At 65.3% G+C, this 26,928-nt stretch carries 24 protein-coding genes and 2 pseudogenes; 22 read left to right on the forward strand and 4 right to left on the reverse strand.

Annotation, left to right across the window (positions count from 1 at the left end; translation table 11 throughout):
• The first annotated feature begins 24 nt into the window (after positions 1-24).
• From psrA to AKN84_RS16250, 14 genes and pseudogenes are all read left to right on the forward strand, one after another.
• Positions 25-1,155: an iron-containing alcohol dehydrogenase PsrA gene (gene psrA / locus AKN84_RS16185; protein WP_050421717.1), complete on the forward strand. Its 1,131-nt coding sequence runs from the start codon at positions 25-27 to the stop codon at positions 1,153-1,155.
• Between the two features lie 25 nt (positions 1,156-1,180).
• A pseudogene (gene phnA / locus AKN84_RS16190) lies at positions 1,181-2,427 on the forward strand (phosphonoacetate hydrolase).
• Between the two features lie 24 nt (positions 2,428-2,451).
• Entirely contained in the window at positions 2,452-3,900 is a 1,449-nt protein-coding gene (phnY, locus tag AKN84_RS16195; protein WP_050421683.1) for a phosphonoacetaldehyde dehydrogenase, read from the forward strand.
• A gap of 85 nt (positions 3,901-3,985) precedes the next feature.
• Positions 3,986-5,302, forward strand: coding sequence for an MFS transporter (locus AKN84_RS16200; protein WP_128970876.1), 1,317 nt, complete (start codon positions 3,986-3,988; stop codon positions 5,300-5,302).
• A 374-nt stretch (positions 5,303-5,676) separates the two neighbouring features.
• Positions 5,677-6,981: an MFS transporter gene (locus tag AKN84_RS16205; protein ID WP_050421684.1), complete on the forward strand. Its 1,305-nt coding sequence runs from the start codon at positions 5,677-5,679 to the stop codon at positions 6,979-6,981.
• A 55-nt stretch (positions 6,982-7,036) separates the two neighbouring features.
• Positions 7,037-7,813 carry a maleate cis-trans isomerase family protein gene (locus AKN84_RS16210; RefSeq protein WP_050421685.1) on the forward strand — a complete coding sequence of 259 codons (777 nt, stop codon included), beginning with the start codon at positions 7,037-7,039 and terminating at the stop codon, positions 7,811-7,813.
• Positions 7,810-8,613: a GntR family transcriptional regulator gene (locus AKN84_RS16215; RefSeq protein WP_050421686.1), complete on the forward strand. Its 804-nt coding sequence runs from the start codon at positions 7,810-7,812 to the stop codon at positions 8,611-8,613. Before AKN84_RS16210 ends, AKN84_RS16215 begins: the two co-directional genes overlap by 4 nt.
• Positions 8,610-9,370: pseudogene (locus AKN84_RS16220) on the forward strand (aspartate/glutamate racemase family protein). Before AKN84_RS16215 ends, AKN84_RS16220 begins: the two are co-directional and overlap by 4 nt.
• Positions 9,370-10,782 (forward strand): dihydropyrimidinase, encoded by a 1,413-nt coding sequence (hydA, locus tag AKN84_RS16225; RefSeq protein WP_193399659.1) that lies wholly within the window; start codon positions 9,370-9,372, stop codon positions 10,780-10,782. The pseudogene AKN84_RS16220 and the gene hydA overlap by 1 nt, the downstream one beginning before the upstream one ends.
• A 44-nt stretch (positions 10,783-10,826) precedes the next feature.
• Positions 10,827-11,711, forward strand: a complete 885-nt coding sequence (locus AKN84_RS16230; protein ID WP_050421687.1) for an alpha/beta fold hydrolase — start codon at positions 10,827-10,829, stop codon at positions 11,709-11,711.
• A 358-nt stretch (positions 11,712-12,069) separates the two neighbouring features.
• Positions 12,070-13,761 carry a phospholipase C gene (locus tag AKN84_RS16235; protein ID WP_050421688.1) on the forward strand — a complete coding sequence of 564 codons (1,692 nt, stop codon included), beginning with the start codon at positions 12,070-12,072 and terminating at the stop codon, positions 13,759-13,761.
• Between the two features lie 51 nt (positions 13,762-13,812).
• Positions 13,813-15,096, forward strand: coding sequence for a cytochrome-c peroxidase (locus AKN84_RS16240; protein ID WP_244485185.1), 1,284 nt, complete (start codon positions 13,813-13,815; stop codon positions 15,094-15,096).
• 107 nt (positions 15,097-15,203) lie between these two features.
• A complete protein-coding gene (locus AKN84_RS16245; protein ID WP_050421689.1) occupies positions 15,204-15,989 on the forward strand; it encodes an aldo/keto reductase in 786 nt (261 codons plus the stop codon).
• 178 nt (positions 15,990-16,167) lie between these two features.
• Positions 16,168-17,088, forward strand: coding sequence for a hypothetical protein (locus tag AKN84_RS16250; protein ID WP_128970877.1), 921 nt, complete (start codon positions 16,168-16,170; stop codon positions 17,086-17,088).
• A gap of 102 nt (positions 17,089-17,190) precedes the next feature.
• Here AKN84_RS16250 and AKN84_RS16255 read toward each other — a convergent pair whose 3' ends face one another.
• Positions 17,191-17,868 carry a DUF599 domain-containing protein gene (locus tag AKN84_RS16255; protein ID WP_050421691.1) on the reverse strand — a complete coding sequence of 226 codons (678 nt, stop codon included), beginning with the start codon at positions 17,866-17,868 and terminating at the stop codon, positions 17,191-17,193.
• A gap of 121 nt (positions 17,869-17,989) precedes the next feature.
• On the opposite strand from AKN84_RS16255, the gene AKN84_RS16260 reads away from it, so the two are divergent.
• From AKN84_RS16260 to AKN84_RS16280, 5 genes are all read left to right on the forward strand, one after another.
• Positions 17,990-18,643 carry a glutathione S-transferase family protein gene (locus AKN84_RS16260; RefSeq protein WP_050421720.1) on the forward strand — a complete coding sequence of 218 codons (654 nt, stop codon included), beginning with the start codon at positions 17,990-17,992 and terminating at the stop codon, positions 18,641-18,643.
• A 116-nt stretch (positions 18,644-18,759) separates the two neighbouring features.
• The gene (locus AKN84_RS16265) at positions 18,760-19,128 is read left to right on the forward strand and encodes a YidB family protein (protein ID WP_050421692.1); all 369 of its coding nucleotides are present in this window, start codon (positions 18,760-18,762) and stop codon (positions 19,126-19,128) included.
• Between the two features lie 218 nt (positions 19,129-19,346).
• A complete protein-coding gene (locus AKN84_RS16270) occupies positions 19,347-19,550 on the forward strand; it encodes a hypothetical protein (RefSeq protein ID WP_094194249.1) in 204 nt (67 codons plus the stop codon).
• 153 nt (positions 19,551-19,703) lie between these two features.
• Positions 19,704-20,660 carry a hypothetical protein gene (locus AKN84_RS16275; RefSeq protein WP_050421693.1) on the forward strand — a complete coding sequence of 319 codons (957 nt, stop codon included), beginning with the start codon at positions 19,704-19,706 and terminating at the stop codon, positions 20,658-20,660.
• 130 nt (positions 20,661-20,790) lie between these two features.
• Positions 20,791-21,231 (forward strand): DUF1489 family protein, encoded by a 441-nt coding sequence (locus AKN84_RS16280; RefSeq protein WP_050421694.1) that lies wholly within the window; start codon positions 20,791-20,793, stop codon positions 21,229-21,231.
• Positions 21,232-21,253: 22 nt separating this feature from the next.
• On the opposite strand, the gene AKN84_RS16285 is transcribed toward AKN84_RS16280, so the two are convergent.
• Both AKN84_RS16285 and panC read right to left on the reverse strand, forming a co-directional pair.
• Positions 21,254-22,000, reverse strand: coding sequence for a hypothetical protein (locus tag AKN84_RS16285; RefSeq protein WP_128970879.1), 747 nt, complete (start codon positions 21,998-22,000; stop codon positions 21,254-21,256).
• A 144-nt stretch (positions 22,001-22,144) separates the two neighbouring features.
• The gene (gene panC / locus AKN84_RS16290) at positions 22,145-22,996 is read right to left on the reverse strand and encodes a pantoate--beta-alanine ligase (protein WP_050421695.1); all 852 of its coding nucleotides are present in this window, start codon (positions 22,994-22,996) and stop codon (positions 22,145-22,147) included.
• Positions 22,997-23,269: 273 nt separating this feature from the next.
• Here panC and AKN84_RS16295 point away from each other — a divergent pair, with 273 nt between their 5' ends.
• From AKN84_RS16295 to AKN84_RS16300, 3 genes are all read left to right on the forward strand, one after another.
• The gene (locus AKN84_RS16295; protein ID WP_050421696.1) at positions 23,270-24,193 is read left to right on the forward strand and encodes a division plane positioning ATPase MipZ; all 924 of its coding nucleotides are present in this window, start codon (positions 23,270-23,272) and stop codon (positions 24,191-24,193) included.
• A 50-nt stretch (positions 24,194-24,243) separates the two neighbouring features.
• On the forward strand, positions 24,244-24,567 hold the full coding sequence (locus AKN84_RS45555; protein WP_128970880.1) for a hypothetical protein: 324 nt from the start codon (positions 24,244-24,246) through the stop codon (positions 24,565-24,567).
• Between the two features lie 82 nt (positions 24,568-24,649).
• Positions 24,650-25,801: a serine hydrolase domain-containing protein gene (locus tag AKN84_RS16300; protein ID WP_244485187.1), complete on the forward strand. Its 1,152-nt coding sequence runs from the start codon at positions 24,650-24,652 to the stop codon at positions 25,799-25,801.
• Here the strand turns inward: AKN84_RS16300 and AKN84_RS16305 are convergent.
• Positions 25,798-26,880, reverse strand: a complete 1,083-nt coding sequence (locus AKN84_RS16305) for an alcohol dehydrogenase catalytic domain-containing protein (protein ID WP_050421698.1) — start codon at positions 26,878-26,880, stop codon at positions 25,798-25,800. The two genes, AKN84_RS16300 and AKN84_RS16305, sit on opposite strands and share 4 nt — an antisense overlap.
• Positions 26,881-26,928 lie beyond the last annotated feature (48 nt).

Here is a 26,928-nt window from a genome sequence, read left to right on the forward strand (position 1 = left end):
TCGCGCCAAATGGAGGACGCGTGGATGGCCTGGACTTATTCCAACCCGGTAAGGATCGAATTCGGAGCCGACAGCTTCGACAAGCTGCCGGCGTTGATCGGCAAGCGCGCCTATGCGCTCGTGACCTATGGCGAGCCGTTCTTCGATGGACTCGAGCGCCGGCTGCGCGCCGCGGCGGGGCCGTCCGTCCTGACCATCCGCGACGTCGCGCCCAATCCGGACTATCGGCTGCTCACCGAGCAGACCGCGCGCTTTGCCGGGCTCGCGAAGCAGCCCGAGGTGATCGTCGCGCTCGGCGGCGGCTCGGTGATCGACTCCGCAAAGGTGTTCGCGGCGGCCGGCGGCGACTTCGCGACCGTGAAGACCTATCTGGAGACGCAACAGGGCGCCGAGCGGCTCGCGGCGATCCCGATCGTCGCGGTGCCGACCACCGCCGGCACCGGCAGCGAAGTGACCTGCTGGGGCACGGTGTGGGACGAGGCCAACGGCAAGAAGTACTCGCTGGCGCGCCCGTCGCTCTATCCGACCCATGCGGTGATCGATCCGCGGCTGATGCTCGGCAAGCCGCAGCTTCTCACCATCAGCACCGGCCTCGATGCGCTGTCGCATGCGCTGGAGAGCATCTGGAACGTCAACAACAACCCGGTGTCGGCCAACCACGCGGTGGCAGCGGCGCGCGGCGTTCTCGAGGTGCTGCCGAAGCTCGCCAATGACCTCGGCAATCTCGAGCTGCGCAGCCGCATGGCGCAGGCGGCATTGTTCGCAGGGCTCGCGTTCTCCAACACCAAGACCGCGATCGCGCATTCGCTGTCCTATCCGATCACGCTGCGGCACGGCGTGCAACATGGCATTGCCTGCTCGTTCTCGCTGCCGATGGTGCTGCGCAGCGTCAAGGGGGCGGGCGGGCTCTGCGAGGACAGCCTCAGGCAGATATTTGGCGCCGATCTGGCGCGCGCGGCCGACGACCTCGAAGACTTCATGGCGCGGCTCGGCATCTCCTGCAATCCGGCCGCCTACAGGATCGAGCGCGCGGAATGGCACGCGCTGATCGCGGACTCGCTCGAGGGCGAGCGCGGCCGCAATTTCCTGGGGTCGAAGGAGCGGTTGATCGAGGCAGCGCAGACCCAGCGCATGCCGAGCGCGGTGAGCGCGTGACGACGGCGCGGTGACAAGGAGAGACATGATGCAAGACACTCGCAAGACCATCACTGTCAACGGGCGCGATTACGAGGCGCCGACGCGGCCGACGGTCGTGATCTGCCTCGACGGTTCGGAACCCGGCTATATCGAGAAGGCGATCGAGGCCGGCGTGGCGCCGACCTTCGCACGCTTCATGAAGGAGGGCGCGCATGTCCACGCCGCCAGCGTGATCCCGAGCTTCACCAATCCCAACAACCTCTCGATCATCACCGGGCGGCCGCCCGCGGTGCACGGCATCGCCGGCAACTATTTCTACGACACGGCGAACAACGCCGAAGTCATGATGAACGATCCGAAATTCCTGCGCGCGCCGACCATCCTGGCCGGGGTCCACGACGCCGGCTACAAGGTCGCCGCCGTCACCGCCAAGGACAAGCTGCGCACCTTGCTCGCCTACGGGCTCGACTATGCGAGCGGCCGCGCCATCGCGTTCTCGTCGGAGAAGGCCGACCAGGCCACCAAGGCTAATAACGGCATCGACAATGTGCTCGATTTCGTCGGCCTGCCGCTGCCGGAAGTCTACTCAGCCGATCTGTCGCGCTTCGTGTTCGCGGCCGGCGTCAAGCTGGTCGAACGTTACCGTCCAGATCTGATGTATCTGTCGACCACCGACTATATCCAGCACAAGGTCGGGCTCGGCACCAAGGTCGCCAACGACTTCTACGCGATGATCGACGGCTATCTTGCCCAGTTCGATGCGCTCGGCTGCAACATCGTGGCGACCGCCGACCACGGCATGAACGACAAGTTTCTGCCCGATGGCAAGCCCGACGTGATCTATCTCCAGGACGTCATGGACGACTGGACGGGTGCGGGCGCCGCGCGCGTGATCCTGCCGATCACCGATCCTTACGTGGCCCATCACGGCTCGCTCGGCTCGTTCGCGACCATCTACACGCCCGAAGGCGCGACGTCGGCACGCTGCTGATGCGGCTGCGCGATACCAAAGGGATCGAGGTTGCACTGACGCGCAAGGACGCTTGCGCCCGGTTCGAGCTGCCGCCGGACCGGATCGGCGATATCGTCGTGATCTCGACCAGGCACAAGGTGCTCGGCACCAGCGAATCTCGCCACGATCTGTCAGGGTTGACCGAGCCGCTGCGCTCGCATGGCGGGCTGACCGAGGAGCGGGTGCCGCTGATCGCCAACCGCAAGATCGTGCTGCCGGCCGGTCACGCCCTGCGCAATTTTGACGCCTTCGACGTCGCGCTCAACCGCATCCAGTGACATCCGGACTTTAAGGACACCACCATGAACATCCAGGGCCCGGCCGTTCGCCATGAGCAGATGCGCATCGCAGGCTCGCTCGTCGACACCGACGAGCATGTCGAGGTCTTCAATCCCTACACCAACAAGGTGATTGGCACCGTCCCGGCGGCGCGCCCGGAGCATGTGCGCAGCGCGTTCGCCAAGGCGGCGGCGTTCAAGCCGAAGCTGACGCGCTATGAGCGCCAGCGCATCCTGCTGCGCACCGCCGAGATTTTGGCGGGCCGCAAGGAGGAGTTCGCGCGGTTGATCACCGCCGAGTCCGGGCTGTGCTGGAAGGACTCGCTCTACGAGGCCGGCCGCGCCTACGACGTCTACTCGTTTGCCGGCCAGCTCGCGATCATGGACGATGGCGAGATATTCTCCTGCGACATCAGCCCGCAGGGCAAGGCGCGCAAGATCTTCACGACGCGCGCGCCGCTGCTCGGCGCGATCTCCGCGATCACGCCGTTCAATCATCCGCTCAACATGGTGAGCCACAAGATCGCACCCGCGATCGCCACCAACAACCGCGTGGTGCTGAAGCCGACCGAGCTGACGCCGCTGACCGCGCTGGCGCTCGCCGATGTGCTGTATGAGGCCGGGCTGCCGCCGGAAATGCTGTCGGTGGTCACAGGCAATCCGCATTCGATGGGGGATGCGATGATCACAGATCCGGGCGTCGATCTCGTGACCTTCACCGGCTCGGTCAGGGTCGGCAAGCACATCGCCACCAAGGCGGGCTACAAGCGCCTGGTGCTCGAGCTCGGCGGCAATGATCCCCTGATCGTGATGGAGGACGCCGATCTCGAGAAGGCGGCCGAGCTTGCGGTCACCGGCGCGACCAAGAATTCCGGCCAGCGCTGCACGGCCGTCAAGCGCATCCTCTGCGTCGAGGCGGTTGCCGACGATTTTGCTGCGCTCGTCCTGAAGAAGGCACGCAGCTTGAAGTGCGGCGATCCGATGGACCCGACGGTCGATGTCGGCACCGTCATCCATGAGGGTGCGGCGAAGGAATTCGAGCGCCGCGTCAACGCGGCCGTTGCCGACGGCGCCGAGTTGCTACACGGCAACGATCGCCAGGGCGCGCTGTATCCACCGACGGTGGTCGACCGGATTCCCTACACCAGCGAGCTGGTGATGCAGGAGACGTTCGGGCCTGTCATCCCGATCATCCGCGTGCCCAACGACATCGAGAGCGTGATCCGGATTTCGAATTCGACCGCGTTCGGCCTGTCGTCCGGCGTCTGCACCAACCGGCTCGACTACATCACGCGGTTCGTCAACGAACTCGATGTCGGCACCGTCAATGTCTGGGAAGTGCCGGGCTACCGGATCGAGATGTCGCCGTTCGGCGGGATCAAGGACTCCGGCCTTGGCTACAAGGAGGGCGTGCAGGAGGCGATCAAGAGCTTCACCAACGTCAAGACCTACTCGCTGCCTTGGCCGGTCTAGAGCAGCGCGTCCGACGAGGGCTGCACGCGCACAACAAGAACAACGCCGCGGCCGACAGCATCAACCAAACAAAGGGGAGGCCTCAATGTCGATCACGTTCAGTCCGTCGAGCGTCGGCTCGGTCGGAGTCCAGAATCCGGAGCTTGCGACCTCGTTCCGCCGCGCGCAGTGGCGGATGCTGTTCGCGGCGATGTTCTGCTATCTGTTCTTCTACACCGGGCGGCAGACCTTCGGCTTCGCCATTCCCGGCATCCAGGCCGAGTTCGGCGTCACCAAGGAGGCGCTGGGCTGGGCCAGCGCGGCGCTGCTCTGGTGCTACGCGGTCGGCCAGGCCATCAACGGCAATCTCGGCGACAAGTTCGGCGGCCGCCGGGTGATGAGCGCGGGCGCGATCCTCTCCTTCATCATGAACTGGGCGACCAGCCTGTCGACCGGGATCGTCAGCCTCACCGCGTTCTGGGGCATCAACGGTTATTTCCAGTCGATGGGATGGGCGCCGGGCAGCCGGCTGCTGTCGAATTGGTGGGGCCGCCACGAGCGCGGCACGGTCTACGGGCTCTACACGTTCGCGGCGGGCCTCGCCTCGGTGCTGTCGTTCGTCACCTCGCTGGTCGTGGTCGGCTATTTCCAGCTCGACTGGCGCTGGATCTTCCGCATCCCGGTCGTGCTGCTGCTGCTCGGCGGCATCGCGTTCTATCTGATCGCGCGCGAGAAGCCCGAGGACATGGGCTTTGCCTCGCCGCATGACGAGGCCGACGACGTTGTGGCAACGGAGGCCGCGGTCGATGCCAATGAGGGCTCGCTCGCGCGCTACAAGGCGGTGCTGTCGAACTGGCGCCTGCTGGTCGCCGGCGTCTCGATCGGCTTCCAGAACGCGGCGCGCTATGGCCTGCTGGTGTGGGTGCCGGTGCACTTCCTCGGCAGCAACTGGGCCAAGGCCGGCGCGAGCTCGGTGGTCGATCCGCGCTGGATCAGCATCGCGCTGCCGGTCGGCATGGCGGTCGGCGCGTTCAGCAACGGCTGGATCTCGGACCAGGTGTTCGGCTCGCGCCGTTACCTCGCGATCGTGCTCTACATGGTGCTCGCCGCGGTCACCGCGCTCTGCATGTATGCGATCCCGACCACCGATATCTATCTCGGCATGACGGTGCTGTTCCTGTGCGGCTTCTTCACTTATGGCCCGCAGTCCTCGTTCTGGGCATTGTGCCCGGACCTGGTCGGCCACAAGCGGGCAGGGACCGCAACCGGGGTGATGAACTTCTTCGCCTATCTGTTCGCGGGTCTCGGCGAGCCGATGATCGGCCACTTCATGGACAAGCATAACCAGACCTCGCTGGTGTTCCTGGTGGTCGCGATCTGCGCGACGTCGAGCGCGGTGGTGGCGGCCTTCATCCGCCGCTGACGAGCGATCTACATCGGCGGGTCACGACAGGTCCGCGCTTCCACGGGAAGCGCGGATTGCTCTTTTTGGACTGAGCAGACCGCCGTTGAGTGCGGTCCCCGGAGCCGCAGCGCCGGGCCAATTCTCTGAAAAATCCCGGCGCGGGCAGGCGAGCTGGCGCCCAATTTCTCGCCATGACCTGATTAACATCAAGGCTTAATAGGTATAATTTATAGTATAATCAGTATGATATAGAAAATTGTATGCAGAATGCAAAATGTGCTTGTCGCGTCAACCTCCTTGAAGCAGACTTCGCGCGGGGCAGGAGAGGCCAACCACCTTCGATGACGAGGCGCGCCAGGGGCAAAAGCAATCTGCCGGCAGAGGAGCGTGCAATGAGCGAGCAGGTGTCCACCATCGCAATGGCAGATGCGGCGAAGCCTTCCGGCGTGCGCTGGAAGATCTTCCTGCTGATGCTGTTCCTGATCTCGATCAACTATATCGATCGCGCCTCGCTGTCGGTCGCGATGCCGGTCATCGCCAAGGAGTTCGATATCGATCCGGCGATGCAGGGCCTGATCCTGAGCTCGTTCTTCTGGACCTACGCGCTGATGCAGGTGCCGGGCGGCATGCTTGCCGATCGCTTCAAGCCGCGCATCGTGATCGCGCTCGCGACATTGTTCTGGGGCTTCTTCCAGGCGCTGGCGGCGCTGTCCACCAGCTGGATGCTGCTGCTCATGACCCGGCTCGGGCTCGGCGCGTCGGAAGCGCCGATCTATCCGGCCGGCGGCAAGCTCAACGCGATCTGGATGACGCAGACCGAACGCGGTCGCGGCGCGACCTTGCTGGACGGCGGTGCGCCGCTCGGCGCTGCGCTTGGCTCGATCGTGATCGCCTGGCTGATGGCGGCGTTCAGCTCCTGGCGCGTCGCCTTCGTCGTCGCCGGCATCGGCACCATGCTGTGCGGGCTGTGGGCCTGGTACTACATCCGCAACGTGCCGCGCGAGCATCCGTCGGTCAATGAAGCCGAGGCGCGCTATCTCGAGGAGGCGCATGCGATCGAGGACGCGGCGACGCCGCCCTCGTCCGGCGCCAGCGGCATCGCCTATTTCCGCTTCCGCTCGGTGTGGTGCATGTGCCTCGGCTGGATGTTCTTCAACACCACCTTCTACGGGCTGCTGACCTGGATGCCGACCTATCTGTTCAAGGTGCACGGCTTCGACATCAAGGCGCTCGGCGGCGCCTCCTTCATCATCTTCTTCGCAGGCTTCGTCGGCGAACTGGTCGGCGGCTGGATCGGCGATGGCTGGCGCGCGCGGGGCGGGGCGCCCAACACCGTGTTCCGCACGCTGTTCGGCATCGCCGCGATCATGGCGACGGTGTCGATCTTCCTCGTCGCCTACGTCACCAATGCGGTTGCGGTGGTGGTGCTGCTGTCGACGACGCTGTTCTTCCTGCGCTGGTGCGGCATGTACTGGGCGATCCCCTCGGCGCTGGCAGGCCGCGGCAAGTCCGGCTTCCTCGGCGGCTGCATGAATCTCGGCGGCAACATTGCCGGCATCACGACGCCGTTGATCGTCGGCTTCATCGTGCAGGCCACCGGTTCCTACTTCCTGGCCCTGATGTATTTCGCCGCCGCGGGCATTGCGCTGTTGATCTGCTCGACCCTGATCGACTACAGCCGCAAGCTCCCGGTCTAGAATCGAACTACGGCCCAGCCCGTGAAGGGTTCGGCCGGTTGATGAGGCCTCGCGAATGACACGTCCCGTCCGGCTCGGCATGCTGACGCCGTCGTCGAATACCGCACTCGAGCCGATCACCTGCGCGATGCTGGCTGGGATCGACGGCGTCTCGGCGCATTTCTCGCGCTTCAAGGTGACGGAGATCGCGCTGTCGGAGCAGGCGCTGCGCCAGTTCGACGCCAGCGAGATCCTTCGCGCCGCGGAATTGCTCGCCCATGCCAAGGTCGACGTGATCGCCTGGAACGGCACCTCGGCAAGCTGGCTCGGCTTCGATCGCGACGAGAGCCTGTGCGAGCAGATCACCGCCGCGACGGGGATCGAGGCCTGCACCACGGTGCTGGCCTATCGCGACCTGCTGCGGCGGATCGGCGCCAGGCGCATCGGGCTGGTGACGCCATATCGCCGGGATGTGCAGGACAGGATCATCGCCAACTGGAATTCGGAAGGGCTGCACTGCTTCGCCGAGCGGCACTTGTCGCTGCAGGACAATTTCTCCTTTGCCGAGGTCAGCGAGGCCACCGTCGCAGGACTGATCGAGGAGGTGGTGCGCGAGGGCTGCGATGCCGCCGTCGTGCTCTGCACCAATATGCGCGGCGCGGGCGCGGCCGAACGGCTGGAGCGCGGATTTGGCGTGCCGGTGCTGGACTCGATTGCGGTGACGTTGTGGGCGTGCCTTGCCAAGACGGGCAGCGATCCGTCGCGCGTGCATGGCTGGGGCAGCCTGTTCACGAATCCCGATCTGCGCGCGGCGAGCGCAATCTCCGATCAAGACAATGAAGGCGTGCAGTGACTGAGGCCAAGAGCGAAATCAAGCCGACCAGACGTAGCAAAGAGCCCAAGCGGGCGATGACGGCGCTGCAACGGCGCCGTCTGCGCGTGCCGCGGGTCGGGCTGCACGAGCAGGCGGCGGCGCGGCTGCGCACCATGATCGTGCGCGGCGAGCTGGCGCCGGGACAATCGCTGGGCGAGGCTGATTTGTCCGACGCGCTCGGCATTTCGCGCACCCCGTTGCGCGAGGCGCTGAAGCAGTTGGCGAACGAGGGCCTGGTCGAGCTCAGGCTCAACCACAGCGCCGTGATCACGCCGTTCCGCCGCGCCGAGCTCGCCGAATTGTTCGAGGCCGTCAGCGGCATCGAGCGCTGCGCCGCCGAGCTCGCCGCACTCCGCATGGAGGACGCCGATTTCGAGCGGCTCGAGGCGCTGCAGGACAAGATCGAGTGGCATCACGGCCGCGGCGAGCTGCGCGACTATTTCCAGGCCAATCAGCAGATCCATTCGGCGATCGTCGGCTTCGCCCGCAACGCGGTGCTGAAGGCGACGCACGAGGCACTGCTGGCGCGGGCCGAGCGCGCGCGCTTTTTCGCGCTCTCGGTGCTCGGGCGCTGGGATGAATCGGTGCGCGAGCATCAGGAGATCCTGGCCGCACTCAGACGCCGCGATGCGGCGCTGGCCGGGCAGATCCTGGCCCACCACGTGCGCCGCACCGGCGAGATCGTCGCCGAGACGCTGGATGGCAAGGGAGATGAGGCCGGAGTGCCGGACGCACCCGCCAAGCCGCGCGGCCGCAAGGCGAGGACCATTGCGCCATGAAGATCCTGCTGCTCAATCCCAACACGACGGCTGATGTGACGGATCTGCTCCACGCCGCCGGCAGCAAGGTCGCCTCGGCCGGTACCGAACTCGTGCCGGTCACTGCCGCGCGCGGCGTGCCTTATATTGCGACCCGCGCCGAGGCGCAGATCGGCGGCGCGATCGCGCTGGAGATGCTGGCCGAGGCCGGTCCCATCGATGCCGCCATCATCGCCGCGTTCGGCGATCCCGGCCTGTTCGGCGCGCGCGAGCTGTTCTCATATCCCGTTGTCGGATTGGCCGAGGCCGCGATGCTCACGGCCTGCATGCTCGGCCGGCGGTTTGCGATCGTGACCTTCGCCGGCGCACTGGCGCATGGTACGAGGAATGCGTCGCCATGCATGGGCTCAGCGGACGCTGCGCCGGCATCCGCACGCTCGACGGCAGCTTCCAGTCGATCTCCGACGTCCAGGCCGAGAAGGAGGAGCTCCTGGTCGCGCTCGCCAACCAGGCAGTCGCGCAGGATGCTGCCGACGTCGTCATTCTGTCAGGCGCGCCGCTCGCCGGGCTCGCGGTGAAAGTTCGCGACCGCATTCCGGTGCCGGTGGTCGATCCGGTCGCGGCCGCCGTGCGCCAGGCGGAGACGCTCGCCGTGCTCAAGCCGCGCAAAGCGGTGGCCGGGACCTTCCGCCGTCCCGATCCGAAGCCGACGATCGGGCTGGCCGAGCCGCTTGCCGCAATCATCGAACATCGCTCACCGAAAGAGGGGACAAGCTGATGTCCTTCGACGCCATCATCCGAGGCGGCACCGTCGTCACCGCGGCCGACACCTTTGCCTGCGACGTCGGCATCCGTGACGGCAAGATCACCGCGCTCGGAAATGATCTCGGCCCGGCCACCACCATCATCGATGCAACCGACCGGCTGGTGCTGCCCGGCGGCATCGACAGCCACGTCCATTTCGCCCAGCCGTCCGGCGACGGCATCGTGATGGCCGACGGCTTTGCCTCCGGCACCCGCTCGGCGGCGTTCGGCGGCAACACCACGGTGCTGCCGTTCTGCCTGCAGGAGAAGGGCCAGACGCTGCGCGAAGCGCTGAAGCACTATCATTCGCTGGCGGACGGCGAATGCCATGTCGACGTCGCCTTCCATCTGATCGTCACCGATCCGACCGAGCATGTGCTGGGCCAGGAGCTGCCGGCGCTGGTCGAGGACGGCTACACCTCGCTCAAGGTTTTCATGACCTATGAGGGGCTGGCGCTGTCGGATCGCGAGCTGCTCGAGACCATGTCGGTCGCGCGCGAGACCGGCGCGATGCTGATGGTGCATGCGGAAAACTTCGACGCTATTCGCTTCCTCACGGACCGGCTGGAACGTGCCGGCAACACCGCGCCGCGCTTCCACGCAGCATCGCGGCCGATCCCGGTCGAGCGCGAGGCCACCCATCGCGCGATCTCGCTGTCGGAACTCGTCGATGTGCCGATCATGATCGTGCACGTCTCGAACCGCGAGGCGATGGACGAAATCCGGCGCGCGCAGCAGCGCGGTCTCAGGGTGATGGGCGAAACCTGTCCGCAATACCTGATGCTCACCGAGAAGGACCTCGACCAGCTCAATATGGAGGGCGCGAAATACGTCTGCTCGCCGCCGCCGCGCGATGTCGCCAGCCAGCAGGCATGCTGGGAAGGCCTGCAGCAGAAAGTATTCTCGGTGTTCTCGTCGGACCATTGCCCGTTCCGCTACGACGATCCGAAAGGCAAGCTCGCGCCGAAAGGGCGCACCAGCTTCCGCTGGGTGCCGAACGGCATTCCCGGCGTCGCGACCCGGCTGCCGATCCTGTTCTCCGAGGGCGTGGTCAAGGGCCGCATCGATCTCAACAGCTTCGTCGCCTTCAGTGCCACCAACCACGCCAAGATCTACGGCCTCTATCCGCGCAAGGGCACGATCGCGGTCGGCTCCGATGCCGACATTGCGCTGTGGGACCCCAAGCGCAAGGTGACGATCCGCCACGAGCTGATCCACGACGGCTCGGACTACACACCCTATGAAGGCCTCGAAGTGACCGGCTGGCCGGTGCTGACCATGGTGCGCGGCAAGGTGGTCGTCGACGACGGCACCCTTGTCGGCAGCAAGGAGCACGGCACATATTTGCCGCGTGCCAAACCTCCGGCGGGGGCGACCATCCCGTAATACGCCAAGGAAGTAACCGCAAAGCAAGAAGGCAGGAGACCACCATGCCCTACGCGACAACAGATGACGGCGTGCGGCTCTATTTCGAGGAGACCGGATCCGGTCATCCGGTGATCCTGGTCCATGAATTCGCCGGCGATTTGCGCAGCTACGAGCCGCAGATGCGGCATTTCGGCAAACGCTTCCGCACCATTGCCTACAATGCGCGCGGCTTTCCGCCGTCTGATGTGCCGGAGCAGGTCTCGTCCTATTCGCAGGCGCGCGCCGCGGACGACATCCTGGCCGTGCTCGATCACATCGGCGCGCCGAAGGCGCATATCGTCGGCCTCTCGATGGGCGGGTTTGCGACACTGCATTTCGGATTGCGTCATCCGACGCGGGCGCTGTCGCTGTGCATCGGCGGCTGCGGCTATGGTGCCGAGCTCGACAAGCGCGAGACGTTCCGCGCCGAGGCCGATGTCATCGCCAACATGATCCGCAAGGAAGGCATGCCGGCCTTCGCCGAGCGCTACGCCTACGGGCCGACGCGCGTGCAATACGAGAACAAGGATCCGCGCGGCCACGACGAGTTCAAGCGCATGCTGGCAGAGCATTCAGCGGTCGGATCGGCCAACACCCAGCAGGGCGTGCAGAAGGAGCGGCCCTCGCTCTACACGCTGGTCGAGGAGATGAAGCGCATCAGTGTGCCGACACTGATCATCACCGGCGACGAGGACTGGCCGTGCCTGTTGCCGGGCATCCTGATGAAGCAGAGCATCCCGTCGGCTGCACTCGCGGTGATGCCGAACTGTGGTCATGCCATCAACATCGAGGAGCCCGACGAGTACAACCGCATCGTCGGCGATTTCCTGTCCCAGGTCGAAAGCGGCCGCTGGCCGCAGCGCGATCCCCGTGCTGTGAGTGCATCGATCACGGGGATAAAGGACTAGGGCGCGTACTCATCGTCAGCGGCTTGCGTGAGAAGGCGAGGGGCTCCATTGCCCCTTGCTCTAATGTTCGTGTGTGCACTCCTGCTAATTTTTCTGCCACACACTCCGCTATGTCGGATTGTTGCCGACGCAATGCGCGCGGGAGCAGGTCGACTCATGACGCGCATATCGGCGTCATCGAGATAGAGAATAATCCAACATCGCTCGCAAGCGCCGCAACGACGCGTGAATCGAACGCGCGTTGATGAATCGTTGTGACGAAGCGTTGCTCGCACAAAACTTACACAGGGCTGTCATCGGCGATGGATAACTTGTCGCAGGTCGACGTCACAAATCTGTAAAATCAAGGGGCACTACGGTGAAAGCCAAATTTCTTTCGACGGTCGGAGTCTGTCTGGTTGCTGCCGCTGCAATTGCGTGCAGCGCCGCCGCTCAGGACGACAGGGATCACGATCATCGTCATCCGCACGACATCCACACCGCAACGCCGATCAAGCATCTCGTCGTCATCTTCAACGAGAACCGCTCGTTCGATCATTATTTCGCAACGTATCCGAACGCGGCCAACCCGACCGGCTCGATTCCGTTCACGGCGAAGCCGCATACGCCGAAGGTCAACAACCTCGCCAACGCCAATCTGCTGACCAACAACCCGAACCTCAATCCGGCCAATGGCACCGGCGCGACCAACCCGTTCCGCCTCGACCGCACCCAGGCCAACACGCGCTCGCAGAACCACGCCTACACGCCCGAGCAGCAGGCGGTCGATAACGGCAGCGAAGACCTGTTTCCTAAGTTCACGGGTCGCGGCACCGCCGGCGGCGTCGGCGCCTTCGGCACCAACGGGCAGGTGATGGGCTATTTCGACGGCAACACCGTCACCGCGTTCTGGAACTACGCCCAGAACTTCGCGATGAGCGACAACAACTGGACCGACACTTTCGGTCCGTCGACGCCCGGCGCGCTCGAGGTGGTCTCCGGCCAGACCAACGGTGCGCAGAACATCGTCGGCACGTCGTCGTCGATCGCCGACGGCCAGGGCGGCCTGACGCTGATCGGCGATACCGATCCTGCCTACGATTCCTGCTCGAGCACGACCAGCCAGGTCCTGATGACCAGCAAGAACATCGGCGACCTGCTCAACGCCGAGCACATCAGCTGGGGCAGCTTCATGGGAGGCTTCGACCTGACGCTCAAGAACAGCAACGGCACCACCAATTGCGGCCGCAGCACCTTCTCGAGCAACGTCAACGGCACCATCGTGGACTACATCCCGCACCACGCCTGGTTCCAGTACTACAAGTCGACCGCCAACCCGACTCATGCGCGGCCGAGCTCGGTGAACGCGATCGGCCACACCTACGTTCCCGGTAGCAAGACGGTCGATCCGGCCAATCATGCCTACGATCTCGAGGATTTCTACGCCTCGGTGAAAGCCGGCAACTTCCCGGCCGTCTCCTACATCAAGATGCCGGCCTATCAGGACGGTCATCCCGGCAACTCCGATCCGCTCGACGAGCAGGCGGGCAATGTCGAGCTGATCAACTTCCTGCAGACGCAGAAGGAGTGGCGCGAGACCGCTGTCATCATCACCTATGACGACAGCGACGGCTGGTACGACCACCAGTACATCGCGCCGACCAGCGCCTCGTATGATCCGACCGCCGATCAGGTCAACGGTCCCGGCCAGTGCGGCCGCGGTGTCGGCAAGCAGACCCAGCCGAACGGCCTCAACGGCCAGCCGGTGAACGGCCGCTGCGGTCCCGGCACGCGCACGCCGTTCATCGTGGTCTCGCCCTTCGCCAAGAAGAACTTCGTCAGCCACACCCGCATCTCGCAGGCCTCGGTCGTGCGCTTCATCGAAGACAACTGGCTGCACGGCCAGCGTCTCGGCGGCGGCTCGTTCGACGACGGCGTCGAATCGATCACGGACATGTTCGATTTCGATCGCGGTCACGATCGTGATGATGACGATCGGCAGAACAAGCTGTTCCTCGATCCGACTGCGGGCACGGTGGTCGTCAGCGCTGACGATCATCACCATCACTAACACTCTGGGACTGGCGCCCTTGGGATCACTGGACGTCATATGAACGGCCGCATGTTGTGGCTTCTCGGCGCCGGCCTGCTTTGCATGGCCGGCGCCGTTGCGGCAGTCGAGACGCAAGGGCTTCCGGGCACCAATCCGAACCCGGTGCAGCTCAGGCGTCCGCCTGTGGCTCCGCTGTCCGCCATGGCGCAGGTCGGCCAGAAGATATTCTTCGACGCGTCGCTGTCGTCGTCGGGCGCATTGTCATGCGCGTCCTGTCACAGTCCGGACCACGCCTACGGCCCGCCCAATGATGCGGCGGTCATGCTCGGCGGGCCCGCGCAGTCCCGGCAAGGGACGCGCGCCGTCCCTGGCCTGACCTATCTCGAGCGTCAACCGAATTTCAGCATCGGGCCGGAGAAGGACGAGGACGACAACGTCGTCGATTTCGCGCAACTTGCGGCGGTGGGCCAACAGGCCGCGCGCGCCAAGAAGGTCGCGACCGGGACCGCCGCGTCGGCGGTCAACATCGTGCCGCAGGGCGGACTGTTCTGGGATGGCCGCGCCGATACGCTGCAGGACCAGGCGATCTTCCCGCTGCTCGATCCCAATGAGATGGACGGCGGCAGCATCGAGGTGGTGGCGCAGAAGCTGCTCCAGGCGAGCTACGCGCCGCGCTTCGCAGAGCTGTTCGGCGCCGGCGTGTTCGACAATACGCGGCTGCTGGTCGCGGAGGCGATGTTTGCGGTCGCACGCTATCAGGTCGAGGAGCCGAGCTTCCATCCCTACACCAGCAAGTTCGACTACTGGCTGGAAGGCAAGGCGCGCTTGAGCGAGAGCGAGATGCACGGCCTGCAATTGTTCAACGATCCGGAGAAGGCCAATTGCGCCGGGTGCCACACGTCAGCGCCGACCCGCGACGGCCTGCCGCCGCTGTTCACCGACCATCAGTATGAGGCGCTCGGCGCGCCACGCAACGCCGCGCTCGGCAGCAACCGCGATCCCAGCTATTTCGATCTCGGGGTCTGCGGCCCGTACCGCACCGACATTGCCGAGCAGACGCAATATTGCGGGATGTTTCTGACGCCGACCTTGCGCAACACGGCAACGCGGCGGGTGTTCTTCCACAACGGCGTGTTCACGAGCCTCGAGCAGGTGCTCGATTTCTATAATTTCCGCGATACCAATCCGGAGAAGGTATACCCGCACGCAGCCGACGGAACGGTTCGGAAATACGACGACCTGCCGGAAAAATATCACGGCAATGTCGACGTCAGCGATCCGCCGTTCGAGCGCCATCTGGGCGATACGCCTGCGATGACGGCGCAGGATGAAGCGACATCATCGCCTTCCTGAAGACGTTGACCGACGGCTACCAGCCGGAGCGGTGAGCGGTCGCCACCGTCCGTCGTGGAACCGACACGTGAGTTGGCAGGTCATCGTCATGCGCGCATAATGGGCGGATGCATGTCGTCGAAGGCAACGGCGCAAGAATCCCCGCAATCGGGCTCGGTACATGGGAGCTGCGTGGGCGGACCTGCGCCCGCATCGTCGAGCAGGCGCTGCGCCTGGGTTACCGGCACATCGACACCGCGCAGATCTACGACAATGAACGTGAGGTCGGCGAGGGGCTGCGCGCCTCCGGCATCAAGCGCAACGATGTGTTCGTGACCACCAAGGTCTGGACCACGCATTTCATGGCGAAGGATCTCGAACGTTCCGCCAAGGAGAGCCTGGCGCGGCTGCGTTTGACCGAGGTTGACCTGTTGCTGTTGCACTGGCCCAATCCGCAAGTGCCGCTTGCCGAAACGCTCGGTGCGCTGGCGCGGGTCAAACAGGCCGGACTGGCGCGGCATATCGGCCTCTCGAACTTCGACGTGGCGCAGATCGAGGAGGCGGTTGCGGCGTGCCCCGAGCCGCTTGCCTGCGATCAGGTCGAGTACCATCCCTATCTCGGCCAGGCCGATGTGATCGATGCCTGTACACGCCATGGCATGGCGTTCGTCGCCTACAGCCCGATCGCGAAAGGGCGCGTCAAGGGCGACCGCGCGCTGGCGCGGATCGGCGACCGCTATCGCAAGACGGCTGCCCAGATCTGCCTGCGCTGGCTGGTGCAACAGAACGTCTCGGCGATCCCGCGCACCTCAAAGCTCGAGCGGCTCCAGGAAAATATCGACATCTTCGATTTCGAACTGTCGGATGAGGACATGCGCGAGATTACGGCGATGGGGAGCGCGGCCGCGCGTTGACGGCCCATTGGATCCTGGCCCGAGCATCGCGTCGCGGAAAATGGCTAGGCAGCGGTCCGGATCGTGCTATTGCCCGCTGGCTGAGCGCGGTTTTGGATCGCGAATGGGGGATTGAGGCAGGTGGGTTCCAGCCGGTATTGTAGCCGGCGGGGAGACGACACCGATGTGATCGAGCGGGATGAAGTTTCGGCCAAACGCGGATATGATGGCGTCGGTGTTCGTGCACCTGATGCTGCTCGCGCTGATTTTCCTTTATTCGGAGGTCCATCAGTTCGACCCCGTCGCCGCTGATACGGTGCCGGTCGAGATCGTGACGCCGCAGGAGGTCGCCAAGGCGGAGATTAAGGCGGAGATCAAGCCCGAACCCGATCCGGTGCCGAGTCCGTCGCCGACGCCCGAATTGCGGTTGCCGTCACTCGACAAGCCGGTGGACACCGCCAAGCCCGAGCCGTCAGCGCAAGCGCCCGCACCGCAGCCGCAGCAGCCCACGCCGCAGCCTGCGCAGAAGCAGGCGACACCGGCGCCCAAGCCCAGCCCGGCGGCGCAACATGCTGCGGCCGAGCCCCCGCCCGCGCCGCCTGCACTCCAGACGCCGCCGATGCCTCAGCCGATGCCGCAGCAACAGGCGGCGGCGTCACCGCCTGCCTATACGCAGCCGGAGCCGGACCTGTCCGTCAAATACAATGTCATGCTTGGCTTGCCGCCCGACATCTCCGTGAAGCCGCCGGCCGAAGCGCCGTCCGGCCCAGGTCCCGGCAAGGATAATTTCGACGCCGCGGCCACCGAGCAGGCCGACGTCGGCTCCAGCGTGGTCGCCGAATTCCGCCGTCATCTGAAGACCTGCATGAAGCTTCCGGCGACGCTGAGCACGAGCGATGACGTCAAGATCAAGCTTCGGGTGTTCATGAAGCCCGACGGCAAGCTCGCCGCATCGCCTTTGCTGATCGAAGCCACCGCATCGGAAAAGGGACCGCTGCTGCTCAAGAGCGCGACCGATGCGCTGCAAACCTGCCAGCCCTATGCGATGCTGCCGCGGGATCGCTACGGCGAATGGAAGGTGCTCGACCTCGACTTCACGCCGCGCGATTTCGCGTCGTGAGTGGACGCGTCATTGCGAGCGAAGCGAAGCAATCCATGCCTCCGCGAAACGGATAAATGGATTGCTTCGTCGCTTCGCTCCTCGCAATGACGGGCGGCTTGTTCAGCTTCCCATCGCCTGCCAGGCTTTGGAGGCGAATTGCCGCCGCCAGATCACGATCACGACCGCGGCTGTCGTGATGAACAGCACCCAGGGGCTGACGAACCAGCCGAGATAGCCGAGCGCGAAGAAGAACGCGCGCTGACCGCGGTTGAAGTGCCGGCCCGCGGTCTCGAACAGCCGCGTGGTGCGGATCACATGGGCCTCCGCCTCGGGCGTGTCGCGCTGGCCGGCCGGCGGCATCGCGCCGAACAGGATCGCAACATAGTTGAACAGGCGATAGGCCCAGGCGAATTTGAAGAAGGTGTAAATGAAGATCAGGATCAGGCCGATGCACTTGATCTCCCACAACGCGGGCGAGGGCGAGAGGTTGACCGGCAGCGCACCGAGCACGGCGAGCGCGTCGTTGGTGGCGCGCAGCAGCGCCAGCGCGCCGCCGATCGCGATCAGGCTGGTGGAGGCAAAGAACGCGGTGCCGTTCTGCAAGCTGGCCATGATCTGCATGTCGACCATCCGCGCGTCGCGGTGGAGCAGGTTCCGCACCCAGATCTCGCGATAGACATGCATCCGCGCCGACAGGCTGTCGCGCCCATAGGCGGTGTGCTCCAGCGTGATGGCATAGACCAGCCATTCCAGCGCAAAGAAGCTGACCGCTAGGATGTCGACCCAATAGCCGGTCATGGTGTCGTCCTTCGTGAGCGCGCGGCCGCCAATCCGCGCTGCGTTGCATCCCGCGTCATGTACAGGTTGAACGCGTGCAATGCACTATGGCAAACTGCGCGAGCAACAGGATTCCCCGGACATGCTCAAGCTCGTTATCGGCAACAAGAACTATTCGTCATGGTCGATGCGGCCATGGCTGGCACTGCGCGCCAACAACATCCCGTTCGAAGAGGTCTTCGTCCCGCTCTACACCGATCAGGCCGACAAGGACCGCATCCTCTCATTCAGCGAGGCCGGCAAGGTGCCGACGCTGATCGACGGCGACCTCACGGTGTGGGATTCGCTGGCGATCATCGAATATCTGGCCGAGAAATTTCCCGAGGCGAAGCTGTGGCCGGCGGATCGCGCCGCGCGCGCGCATGCTCGCGCGATCTCGGCGGAGATGCATTCCGGCTTCGTGCCGCTGCGCAGCGAATGCGGCATGAACCTGCACCGGCCGATCCGCGCCATCGCGCTGTCGGACGATGCGCGGGGCAATGTCGCGCGGATCGAGGAGATCTGGGCCGACTGCCACGCGCGCTATGGCAAGCAGGGGCCGTTCCTGTTCGGGGCATTCTCGGCGGCGGATGCGATGTACGCCCCGGTGGTGCATCGCTTCCGTACCTACGCGATCCCGGTGAAGCCCGAGGCGAAGCACTATGTCGACGCCATGATGGCGCTGCCGGCATTCCAGGAATGGACCCGCGATGGCCTGGCCGAGACGCTGCGGATCGACCGATTCGAGGACGCCTGACGGTCGCAGCACTGCCGAATTGTGACAGCCGCCGCAAAGATCGCAGCTTGACGCCGCGGGGCCGAAGGCGTCGAATCCGACAGGCTGGTTTTGCAAGTCGTGAAAGGACTTAGACCATGGGCATTCTCGATTCCCTGGAGAATTCGCCGGAGCTGAAAGGCATGCTTGGCCAGCTCGGGGCGGCCGTGATCCCCGTCGTGCTCGGCGAGGTGATGGGCAATGGCGGGCAGGGCGGCTTGTCCGCGATTGTGGCCAAGCTCGAGCAGGCCGGGCTCGGCGAGCAGGTCAAATCCTGGATCGGCACCGGCCAGAACCTGCCGATCACGGCCGAGCAGCTCCAGCAGGTGCTGGGCAGCGATACGGTCAAGCAGCTCGCCGCCAGGTTCAACATCCCCGTCGACCAGCTGTCCCAGGTGCTGGCCCAGCAGCTTCCGGGTGCGGTCGATAGCGCGAGCCCGAACGGGAAGCTGCCGCATACCGCCTGAGCCGGTGGAACCGGGTTCCCGCCGGGGCCCGGCTCGCAATTTCCGGCTGGCACGTAAATTGCTGTCTATCACCCTGAAAAACCTGCAAAAATAGCGCGCTCGCCATGCCCCAATCTTGCTGGATTTGGGGCAGGGCGATGTGCTAGCTTGCCGCAGGGTTCTCAAAATGCCGGCCAGAGCTATCGGGACTGTCAGCTCGGCCAGCAATCTCTAAAAAAATGGAGAGGGCGTTGAAGCATAAGTACTCGATTGGCGAGATCGTCTATTTCACGGCCAGCAACGTGGCGCGCCCCGCTGCGAGCGGCACCTATGAGGTGATCCGCCTGCTGCCGACCGAGGGGGACGACTGTCAGTACCGCATCAAGAGCTCGACTGAAGCTTTCGAACGGGTGGCCAAGGAGAGCCAGCTCGCGCTGTCCTGAACGAGTTGTGCGCAAGCCGGCGGCTGGCGCGGGTTTCCCGCCGCCGCCGTCAAAAGGCCCTGTTCGCAGACCCATTGTGCTGAAGGTTGGACGTCGGGGTGGCGACGTTGGCCGTCGCCGATTGTGCTTACGCTGCGTTGAGGGACATCGCGCATGAATTGGGCTTCCTCGCTGGACCAGATCTGGCGCTCACCGACCTTCCCGATGTGGCTGACGCTGGCCGCCGCGGGGTTCTTTGGGATCGTTGTTCTGGTCACGCTGCTGCGCGCGGAAAAATCCGTCGCCAACGGCGCGCTGACCGTCATCACGCTGCTATCGATCGCGGTCGCGGTCGCCGCGACAATCCGCGGCTTCGGGCCGGGCGGGCAGGCGGCAGCGCTGAGCGAGACACGCACCGCGCAATTGACCAGCCAGACGGTGCCGGCGCTGGCCTGCGTCGACGATCTCGCCGGGGATGCTGTTCTCAATGCCTGCGAGAAGGTGCTGTTCGGTTCATCCGATACGGCCGCGGCGGCGGTCAGCTACGCGGCGGCGCAGATCTCGCGCCTGACTGCGCTCGGCGACCTCGCAACCGCGGAGCGCAATTCAACCACCGAGTTGCAGGCGCTGCGCCGCGCCATCGAGCACGATCGATACGGCCTGGTAGCGTATGCGCTGATGGCGCGCGACCACTGCACGCCGACGGCATGCCCTGCATTCCGCTCGCTTGGCGACAACCATCAGATCGTCGCCAACATGAACGATCGGACCTATGAGAACCTGATCACGCGCTACGCGTCGTCCTGGAACGCGCCCGCTATGGCCGCCCAGCCGTCGGCTGCCGGCCTGGTCGCGGCGCTGCCGCCGTCGATGCCGACCGGCAAGCCGACCAATGCGGAGTTTCCAAGCTCGGCGGACACCCCGCCGGTCAGCATCATGACGCCCGTACCGGCGAAGCCGGCGGCTGCGGCACCGCCGCCGGCCGCGCGCGCTGCCGCTGCGCCGCCCGCGGCCCCGAAGCGGCCGCCCGCCGCGAAGCGTCCGGTCCAGATCGCGCCGGCTGCTGCTCCTGCGCCAGCGGCAGCGCCACCTGCCGCGGCGAGCGCGCCGGCGGCCGCGAGCCAGGACTAGGCGCGGGCCTGCGCGCGATGACGGCGGCCTGAGCTGCCGTCATTGCATTGTTCCCTGCGGTAATCCCGATATCCACTGCCGCTTCCATCGCTCCCTTTTCAAAGCGCGCGCCGGCCGCTACATCCGCCGTATGCCGCTTCATCTCATCAAGCTCGCCGTCGGTTGCGACTCGGTCAAGGAACTCAAGGGCTGGGTTGCCGAACGGATGGCGACTGCCAAGAAAAAGGGCCTGCCGCTCCGTCACGTCCACATCACGCGGATGACGCCGAAGCGCGAGGAGGAGATCCTCGCCGGCGGCTCGCTGTACTGGGTGATCCGCGGCGAGATCGCGGCGCGCGAGAAGATCATCGCGATCGAGCCGTTCCGCGACAAGGACGGCATCGGGCGCTGCCGCATCGTGATGCAGCCCAAGGTGATCGCCGTCTCGCCGCGGCCGATGCGGCCGTTCCAGGGCTGGCGCTATCTGACCGCGGACTCCGCGCCCGCAGACCTCACCAGGTCGAGCGCGGCCAGCGTGGCGTCGATGCCCGAGCCGATGCGCCGCGAGCTGCGCGACCTCGGATTGCTCTGAGCAATCGGATTGCTGTGAGCAATTACTGAGTGACGAGATGCAGCCGGCCCCATTCGGACGCCGGAATCTCGACATAGCGGCCGCCGCCCGCATTGCTGACGGCGACATCGAGCAGCTCGTGATCTATTCCCATCTCGCCGAGATAGCGCCGGAACTGGTCGGTGAAGATCGAGGTCAGGCTCTCGCGATGCTCGGCCGAGACGTTGGGCGCGATCCGGTTCTGGATCGCCATGCCGCTCAGCACCACATGGCTGCCCGCGAGCAGGCTGCGGTGCACGCCGCCCGACAGCATCAGCACGCAGGCGAAATCGCAGGCGATGCCGGACAGCTTCTCCTTCGCATCCAGCGGGCCACCGGGCCGCTTGAGCGCGAAGCATTCCTCCTCGGATTTTCCGCTGCAGGCCTCGACCTCGGTCGCCGCGACCACGGCATCGATGCTGCGATCGCGCAGGATGCGGCCAAGGCTGGCGGCGACATTGAGGTTGGAGTTCCCCTTGATGTTGATCACCACCGGGAGCTTGCGGCCGTTCTGCCGGTCGAGGATCGCCAGCAGGCGCTTGTAGGTGTCCCACTGCACGGAGCCTTCGGCCGCGATCCAGTCCGAGCAACCGGGGCCGCAGGCATCGGACGCACCATGCGCAACATAGAAGATCATCGCGCCGGGCACCGAATTGACCCCGCCGACCGGCGGCCGGGTCTGCGCCTGCGCCAGGCCCGCGGCCAATAGCGCGATGCCGAGAAGAATGCCTTGCCTGAAATACCTGCTCATTCCGACCGCCTGTGAAAGGCGCGATCATCCCTGCGTCGCGAGCGTGGCGCAAGCACGACCCGGCCGCACAGATGAGGCGGGGCTTTCATTACAGGTTCGCCGCTGGTTTGCGCGTGAACCGCATCACACTTTACGGATCCCGGTTCACACCGCGATGTTGTCGATCAGGCGCGTGCTGCCGAGCCTTGCCGCGACCAGCATCCGCATCGGGCCGTCCTTCAGCGATCCGATCGGCGCCAGGGTGGCGGCGTGGCGGACCTCGAGATAGTCGAGCACAAAGCCGGCCTTGGTGATCTCAGCGGCGCCGGCGGCCATTGCGGTTGCGGTGTCCTCGCCGCCGCGCAGGCGGCCTGCCGCTTGCTTCATCACGCGGTTGAGCTCGGGGGCCGCGCGCCGTTCGTCCGGCGAGAGGTAGACGTTGCGCGAGGACATCGCGAGGCCGTCGCGTTCGCGCACCGTCTTGGATCCGATCACCTTGACGCCGAGGTCGAGGTCCGCGGCCATCTGGGTCACGACCCGGAGCTGCTGAAAGTCCTTCTCGCCGAAGATCGCAACATCGGGCCGGACCTGGGTGAACAGCTTGCCGACCACGGTTGCGACGCCGCCAAAGAAATGCGGCCGGAAGCGATCCTCGAGCCCGGCGGTCGCCGGTCCCTCCGGCACGATTCGGGTGGCGAAGCCGTCCGGGTACATCGCCTTCACCTCGGGGTGCCAGATCAGGTCGACGCCCTCGGCGGCAAGCTTGGCGACGTCTTCCTTCCAGGTGCGCGGATACGAACCGAAGTCTTCGGTGGGAGCAAATTGCGTCGGGTTGACGAAGATGGACACAACGACCCGCTTGGCGCGGCGCTTGGCGAGCCGCACCAGCGACACATGGCCGTCATGGAGCGCACCCATGGTTGGGACCAGCGCGACGGTCGCCTTCTTGGCGCGCAGGGTGTCGACGGCGCGACGTAGGGCGGGGACGGTACGGACGACGGTGGGATTTCTCGGCATCTGGTCTCGACTCGTGGGGCAATCCGGGTGGGATGTTTGGTGTTCGGCAGGTAGCGCAGCTACCAAGTCCGAGCCGTTATCGGCAAACCGCCGTATGAGCATTACCCGATCTCGAACGCGCATGGATCGCGGGCCTCGTGCCGCCGATCGACGCAGCCGGCCTGCTCGTTCGATTCATCATTAAGGTCGGCCGCAATTGATTTCCGTTCGCAGTGATGCATTTCACTTGACCGCGGCCGTGCTCGATTTGAAGATCATCGCGGGGATTGAATCATGTTGGTGCAGGCTAGTCAGGGTCAATCCGGCTCCGCACATGTCGTGGTGCTCGGCAACGAGAAGGGTGGTTCGGGCAAGTCGACCACCGCCCTGCATATCGCCGTTGCGCTCCTGAAGGCCGGTCAGCGCGTCGCCACCATCGATCTCGACTGCCGCCAGCAAAGCTTCACCCGCTACATCAGCAATCGCCAGGCCTGGGCGCGGCGCTCCGGGCTCGATCTCGAACTCCCCGCGCACCATTGCATCAAGTATGGCGAGACGATGCAGATCGAGGAAAACGAGAACGCCGAGTTCCAGCAGTTCATGACCGCCGTGAGCGCGGTGGAACGTGCCTATGATTTCATCGTCATCGATACCCCCGGCTCGGACAGCTACCTGATGCGGCTGGCGCATTCGATGGCCGACACGCTGGTGACGCCGATCAATGACAGCTTCCTCGATTTCGACGTGCTGGGCACCGTCGATCCCGCGACCTACGCGGTGATCGGCGAGAGCCACTATGCAGAAATGGTGCGCGACACCAGGCGCAAGCGCCGCCAGCTCGACGGTGCCTCGACCGACTGGATCGTGGTCCGCAACCGGCTGTCGATGCTCGGCTCGCGCAACAAGCAGCTGGTCGCCGACGGCTTGAAGCAGCTGTCGCTCCGGCTCGGGTTCCGGGCGGTCGACGGCTTTGCCGAGCGGGTGGTCTATCGCGAATTCTTCCCGCGCGGGCTGACGGCGCTCGACGAGATCGACGAGGCGACGCTCGGCACCCGCCCGAACCTCGGCCACGTCACCGCCCGCGAGGAGGTGATGAGCCTGCTCCGCCAGCTCAAGCTACCGCTCGACGAACGCGGCCGCCGCCGCGCCGCCAACCGGGCCGAATGGTTCAGCCAGGTCGACAAGCCGCTCGAAGTCGACGACATCATCGGCAGCTAGCTATCGTGAATTCATAGGGGCCGCTTCCAGGTCGCTCGTGCGGGAGGCGCGTGGCCAAAATATCGAAAACAACCCCATGCAAAGCAGCCGGTGGTGGCCAGCGCTCGACCAGGCTACTTGACACGTCGGGCAACTCACCGGTATTTTTCCAATATTCCGAAATTGCGCGCGTGCGCTCGTCCGAGGGGGCATGGGGCATTTGCATGCTTCCGTCATGCTGGCGGGCCGCAGTCCACCCCTACGCAATCCGCAACGAAATCGGTTTGCTGGCGATCACCACGGCGGTCATTGTGATCGTTGCCGCTGAACATCCAGAGACGGCCTGGCTTGAGGAATCGGCCAGCCGAATTCTGAAGCCGGCGAGCGCGGACTGAAATTCTCGGGCAGATTTTCCGAAAGATCGGTTTGGGCGGTCGCAAGCTGCGAAGCGAGGATCGAATGGAACGGCGCCAATTCATGTCACTTCTCGGCGGAGCTGCGTTGGCACCGCTCTCCAGCTTGCCGGTCTATGCGGATCCCGCCGACGGCTGCAACGTTCCGGTCGGGCGAGACGACGGCTGGCCGGTCGCCACCGTGACTGAGGACAAGCTCATCGACCGCCAGGCGCTCTGCGCCATGGCCGATCGGATCGCGGCCACGAGCGACGGCAACATCCATTCCGTGCTGGTGGTCCGTGGCGGCAGGCTGGAGTTCGAGCGCTACTTCAGGGGCCACGACGAGGTCCCCGGCCGCTTCTACGGCAGCCGGGTCGAAGACGTCACCTTCAATGCCGATACGCTGCACAATTTGAAGTCGGTCTCGAAGAGCGTCGCCTCGCTCGCCGTCGGGATCGCGATCGATCGCGGGCTGATCCGCAGCATCAACGAGCCGATCTTCAGCTTCTTCCCGGAATTGTCAGACCTGCGGTCCCCCGACAAGGACCGCATCCAGCTCGTGCACGCCCTCACCATGTCGATGGGATTGGCGTGGGTGGAGGCGACGCCGGCGACGGGAGACGACAATGACGAGGTGCGGATGCATCAGGCGTCGGATCCGTGCCGTTACGTCCTCGGGCTTTCGGCAACGGGCGAGCCGGGACAGCAGTTCCTCTACAACACCGGCGCGCTGACGCTGGTGTCGGCCATCATCCGCAAGGCGACTGGCCATCCGCTCGACGAGTTTGCGCGCACCGAATTGTTCGAGCCTCTCGGCATCACCGCCTTCGAATGGAGCCGGGTCAAAGGGGACAGCGATGCCGGTGGCGGCTTGCGCCTGCGCCCGCGGGACATGGCGAAGATCGGCCAGCTGGTGCTCGCAGGCGGCCGCTGGAACGGTCGCCAGATCGTCCCAAAGGCATGGATCGAGACCTCGACGCAATCGAAACTCAAGGCATCGGACCGTCAGTCATATGGATACCTGTGGTGGCTCGGTCGCGCCCAGTTCAATGGGCGGGCGATCCAGTGGATCGGCGCGTTGGGGCGCGGCGGGCAATCGATCCGCATCGTCCCGGAGCTCGATCTCGTCGTCGTGGTCACCGGGGGATATTACCAGGACTACAGCCCGCGGGCGTTTCAAGCGCAGTACGGCGTCTTCAAGGACGTCCTGCAAGGGATTTCGCCACCGGCCTAGTTCGGCTTCAGCACCGTCATCCTGAACGGCCCGCTATTGGCGGCGGCATGCGCGACCGCGTCGTTGGCGTGGTCGAGATCGAAGGTCGTGACCTCGAACTGATCGAGCCGCAACAGTCCGGCGCGGGCGAGGTTGACGACGCCGAAGGTGGCCTCCGGCGGATACATCCAGACGCCGTGAATGGTGATGCATTCGCGCATGATCCAGGGGTAGGGCAGGTCGAGCCCCGGTCCGCCCAGCATCCCGACGCCGCCCATCAGCACGACCCGGCCGTAGGAACGCACCGTCTTGATCGCGGCGCGGACGGTCGGCGTCGTCACCGACGGCGGCATCAGGTCGAGCACGAGGTCGATCGGACCGGGGGCGGCGCGCCGCATGCGCTCGCGATCGTCGTCCTCGTTGCCGCCGAGCATCACGGTGCGCACGCGCGGGCCAAAGCGGCGGACCAGATCGGACAGCACTTTCTCGTTGCGGCCGGGCGCGACCACGCAGGCGGCGCCCATCGCGAGTGCGACGGCAACCGCGGCGCTGCCGAAATTGCCGGTGGCGCCGCTCACCAGCACCGTCTCGCCCGGCTGCAAGCGTGCTGCCAGGAATCCACCATAGGGCACGAGGCAAGTACCGAGCGCGCACCATGACGGCGCATCGGCCGGATCGATCGCGCCGATCCGCTTGACGTTCTCGGTCGGCACCAGCGTCTGCTCCGCAAACGTGCCGTGACGGAAGTGTCGCTGCAGGCGCAGCCCGCCTTCGCCGCGCGCGCTCCAGCCCTGCAACGTAATGTCCGGCGAGATGCTGTCGTCGCGCGAGCGGAAGGTGGGATCGCAGTACACCCAATCGCCGGCGGCGAGGTGGGTTGCGTCGGGCCCGACCGCGCGAACCCGTCCGATGGCGCCGAGACCCGGAACGGCCGGCAACTCAAGCAGGTAGCGGCGCTCGCCGCTGAACACCTCGTTGGTGTAGGACAGCACGCGCGTCGCGGCGACGTCGACGAGGACCTCGCCCGTTCCTATCACCGGTGAGGGGACCTCTTCGATCACGAGCGGAGAGCCGAACGACTTTAGGACTGCTGCTTTCATCTGATCTCATCCCTTGCTGAGATCGGCATCATCCCGCGCTCCGTTGCG

The organism is Bradyrhizobium tropiciagri (assembly GCF_001189845.1).
Taxonomy (GTDB): Bacteria; Pseudomonadota; Alphaproteobacteria; order Rhizobiales; family Xanthobacteraceae; genus Bradyrhizobium; species Bradyrhizobium tropiciagri.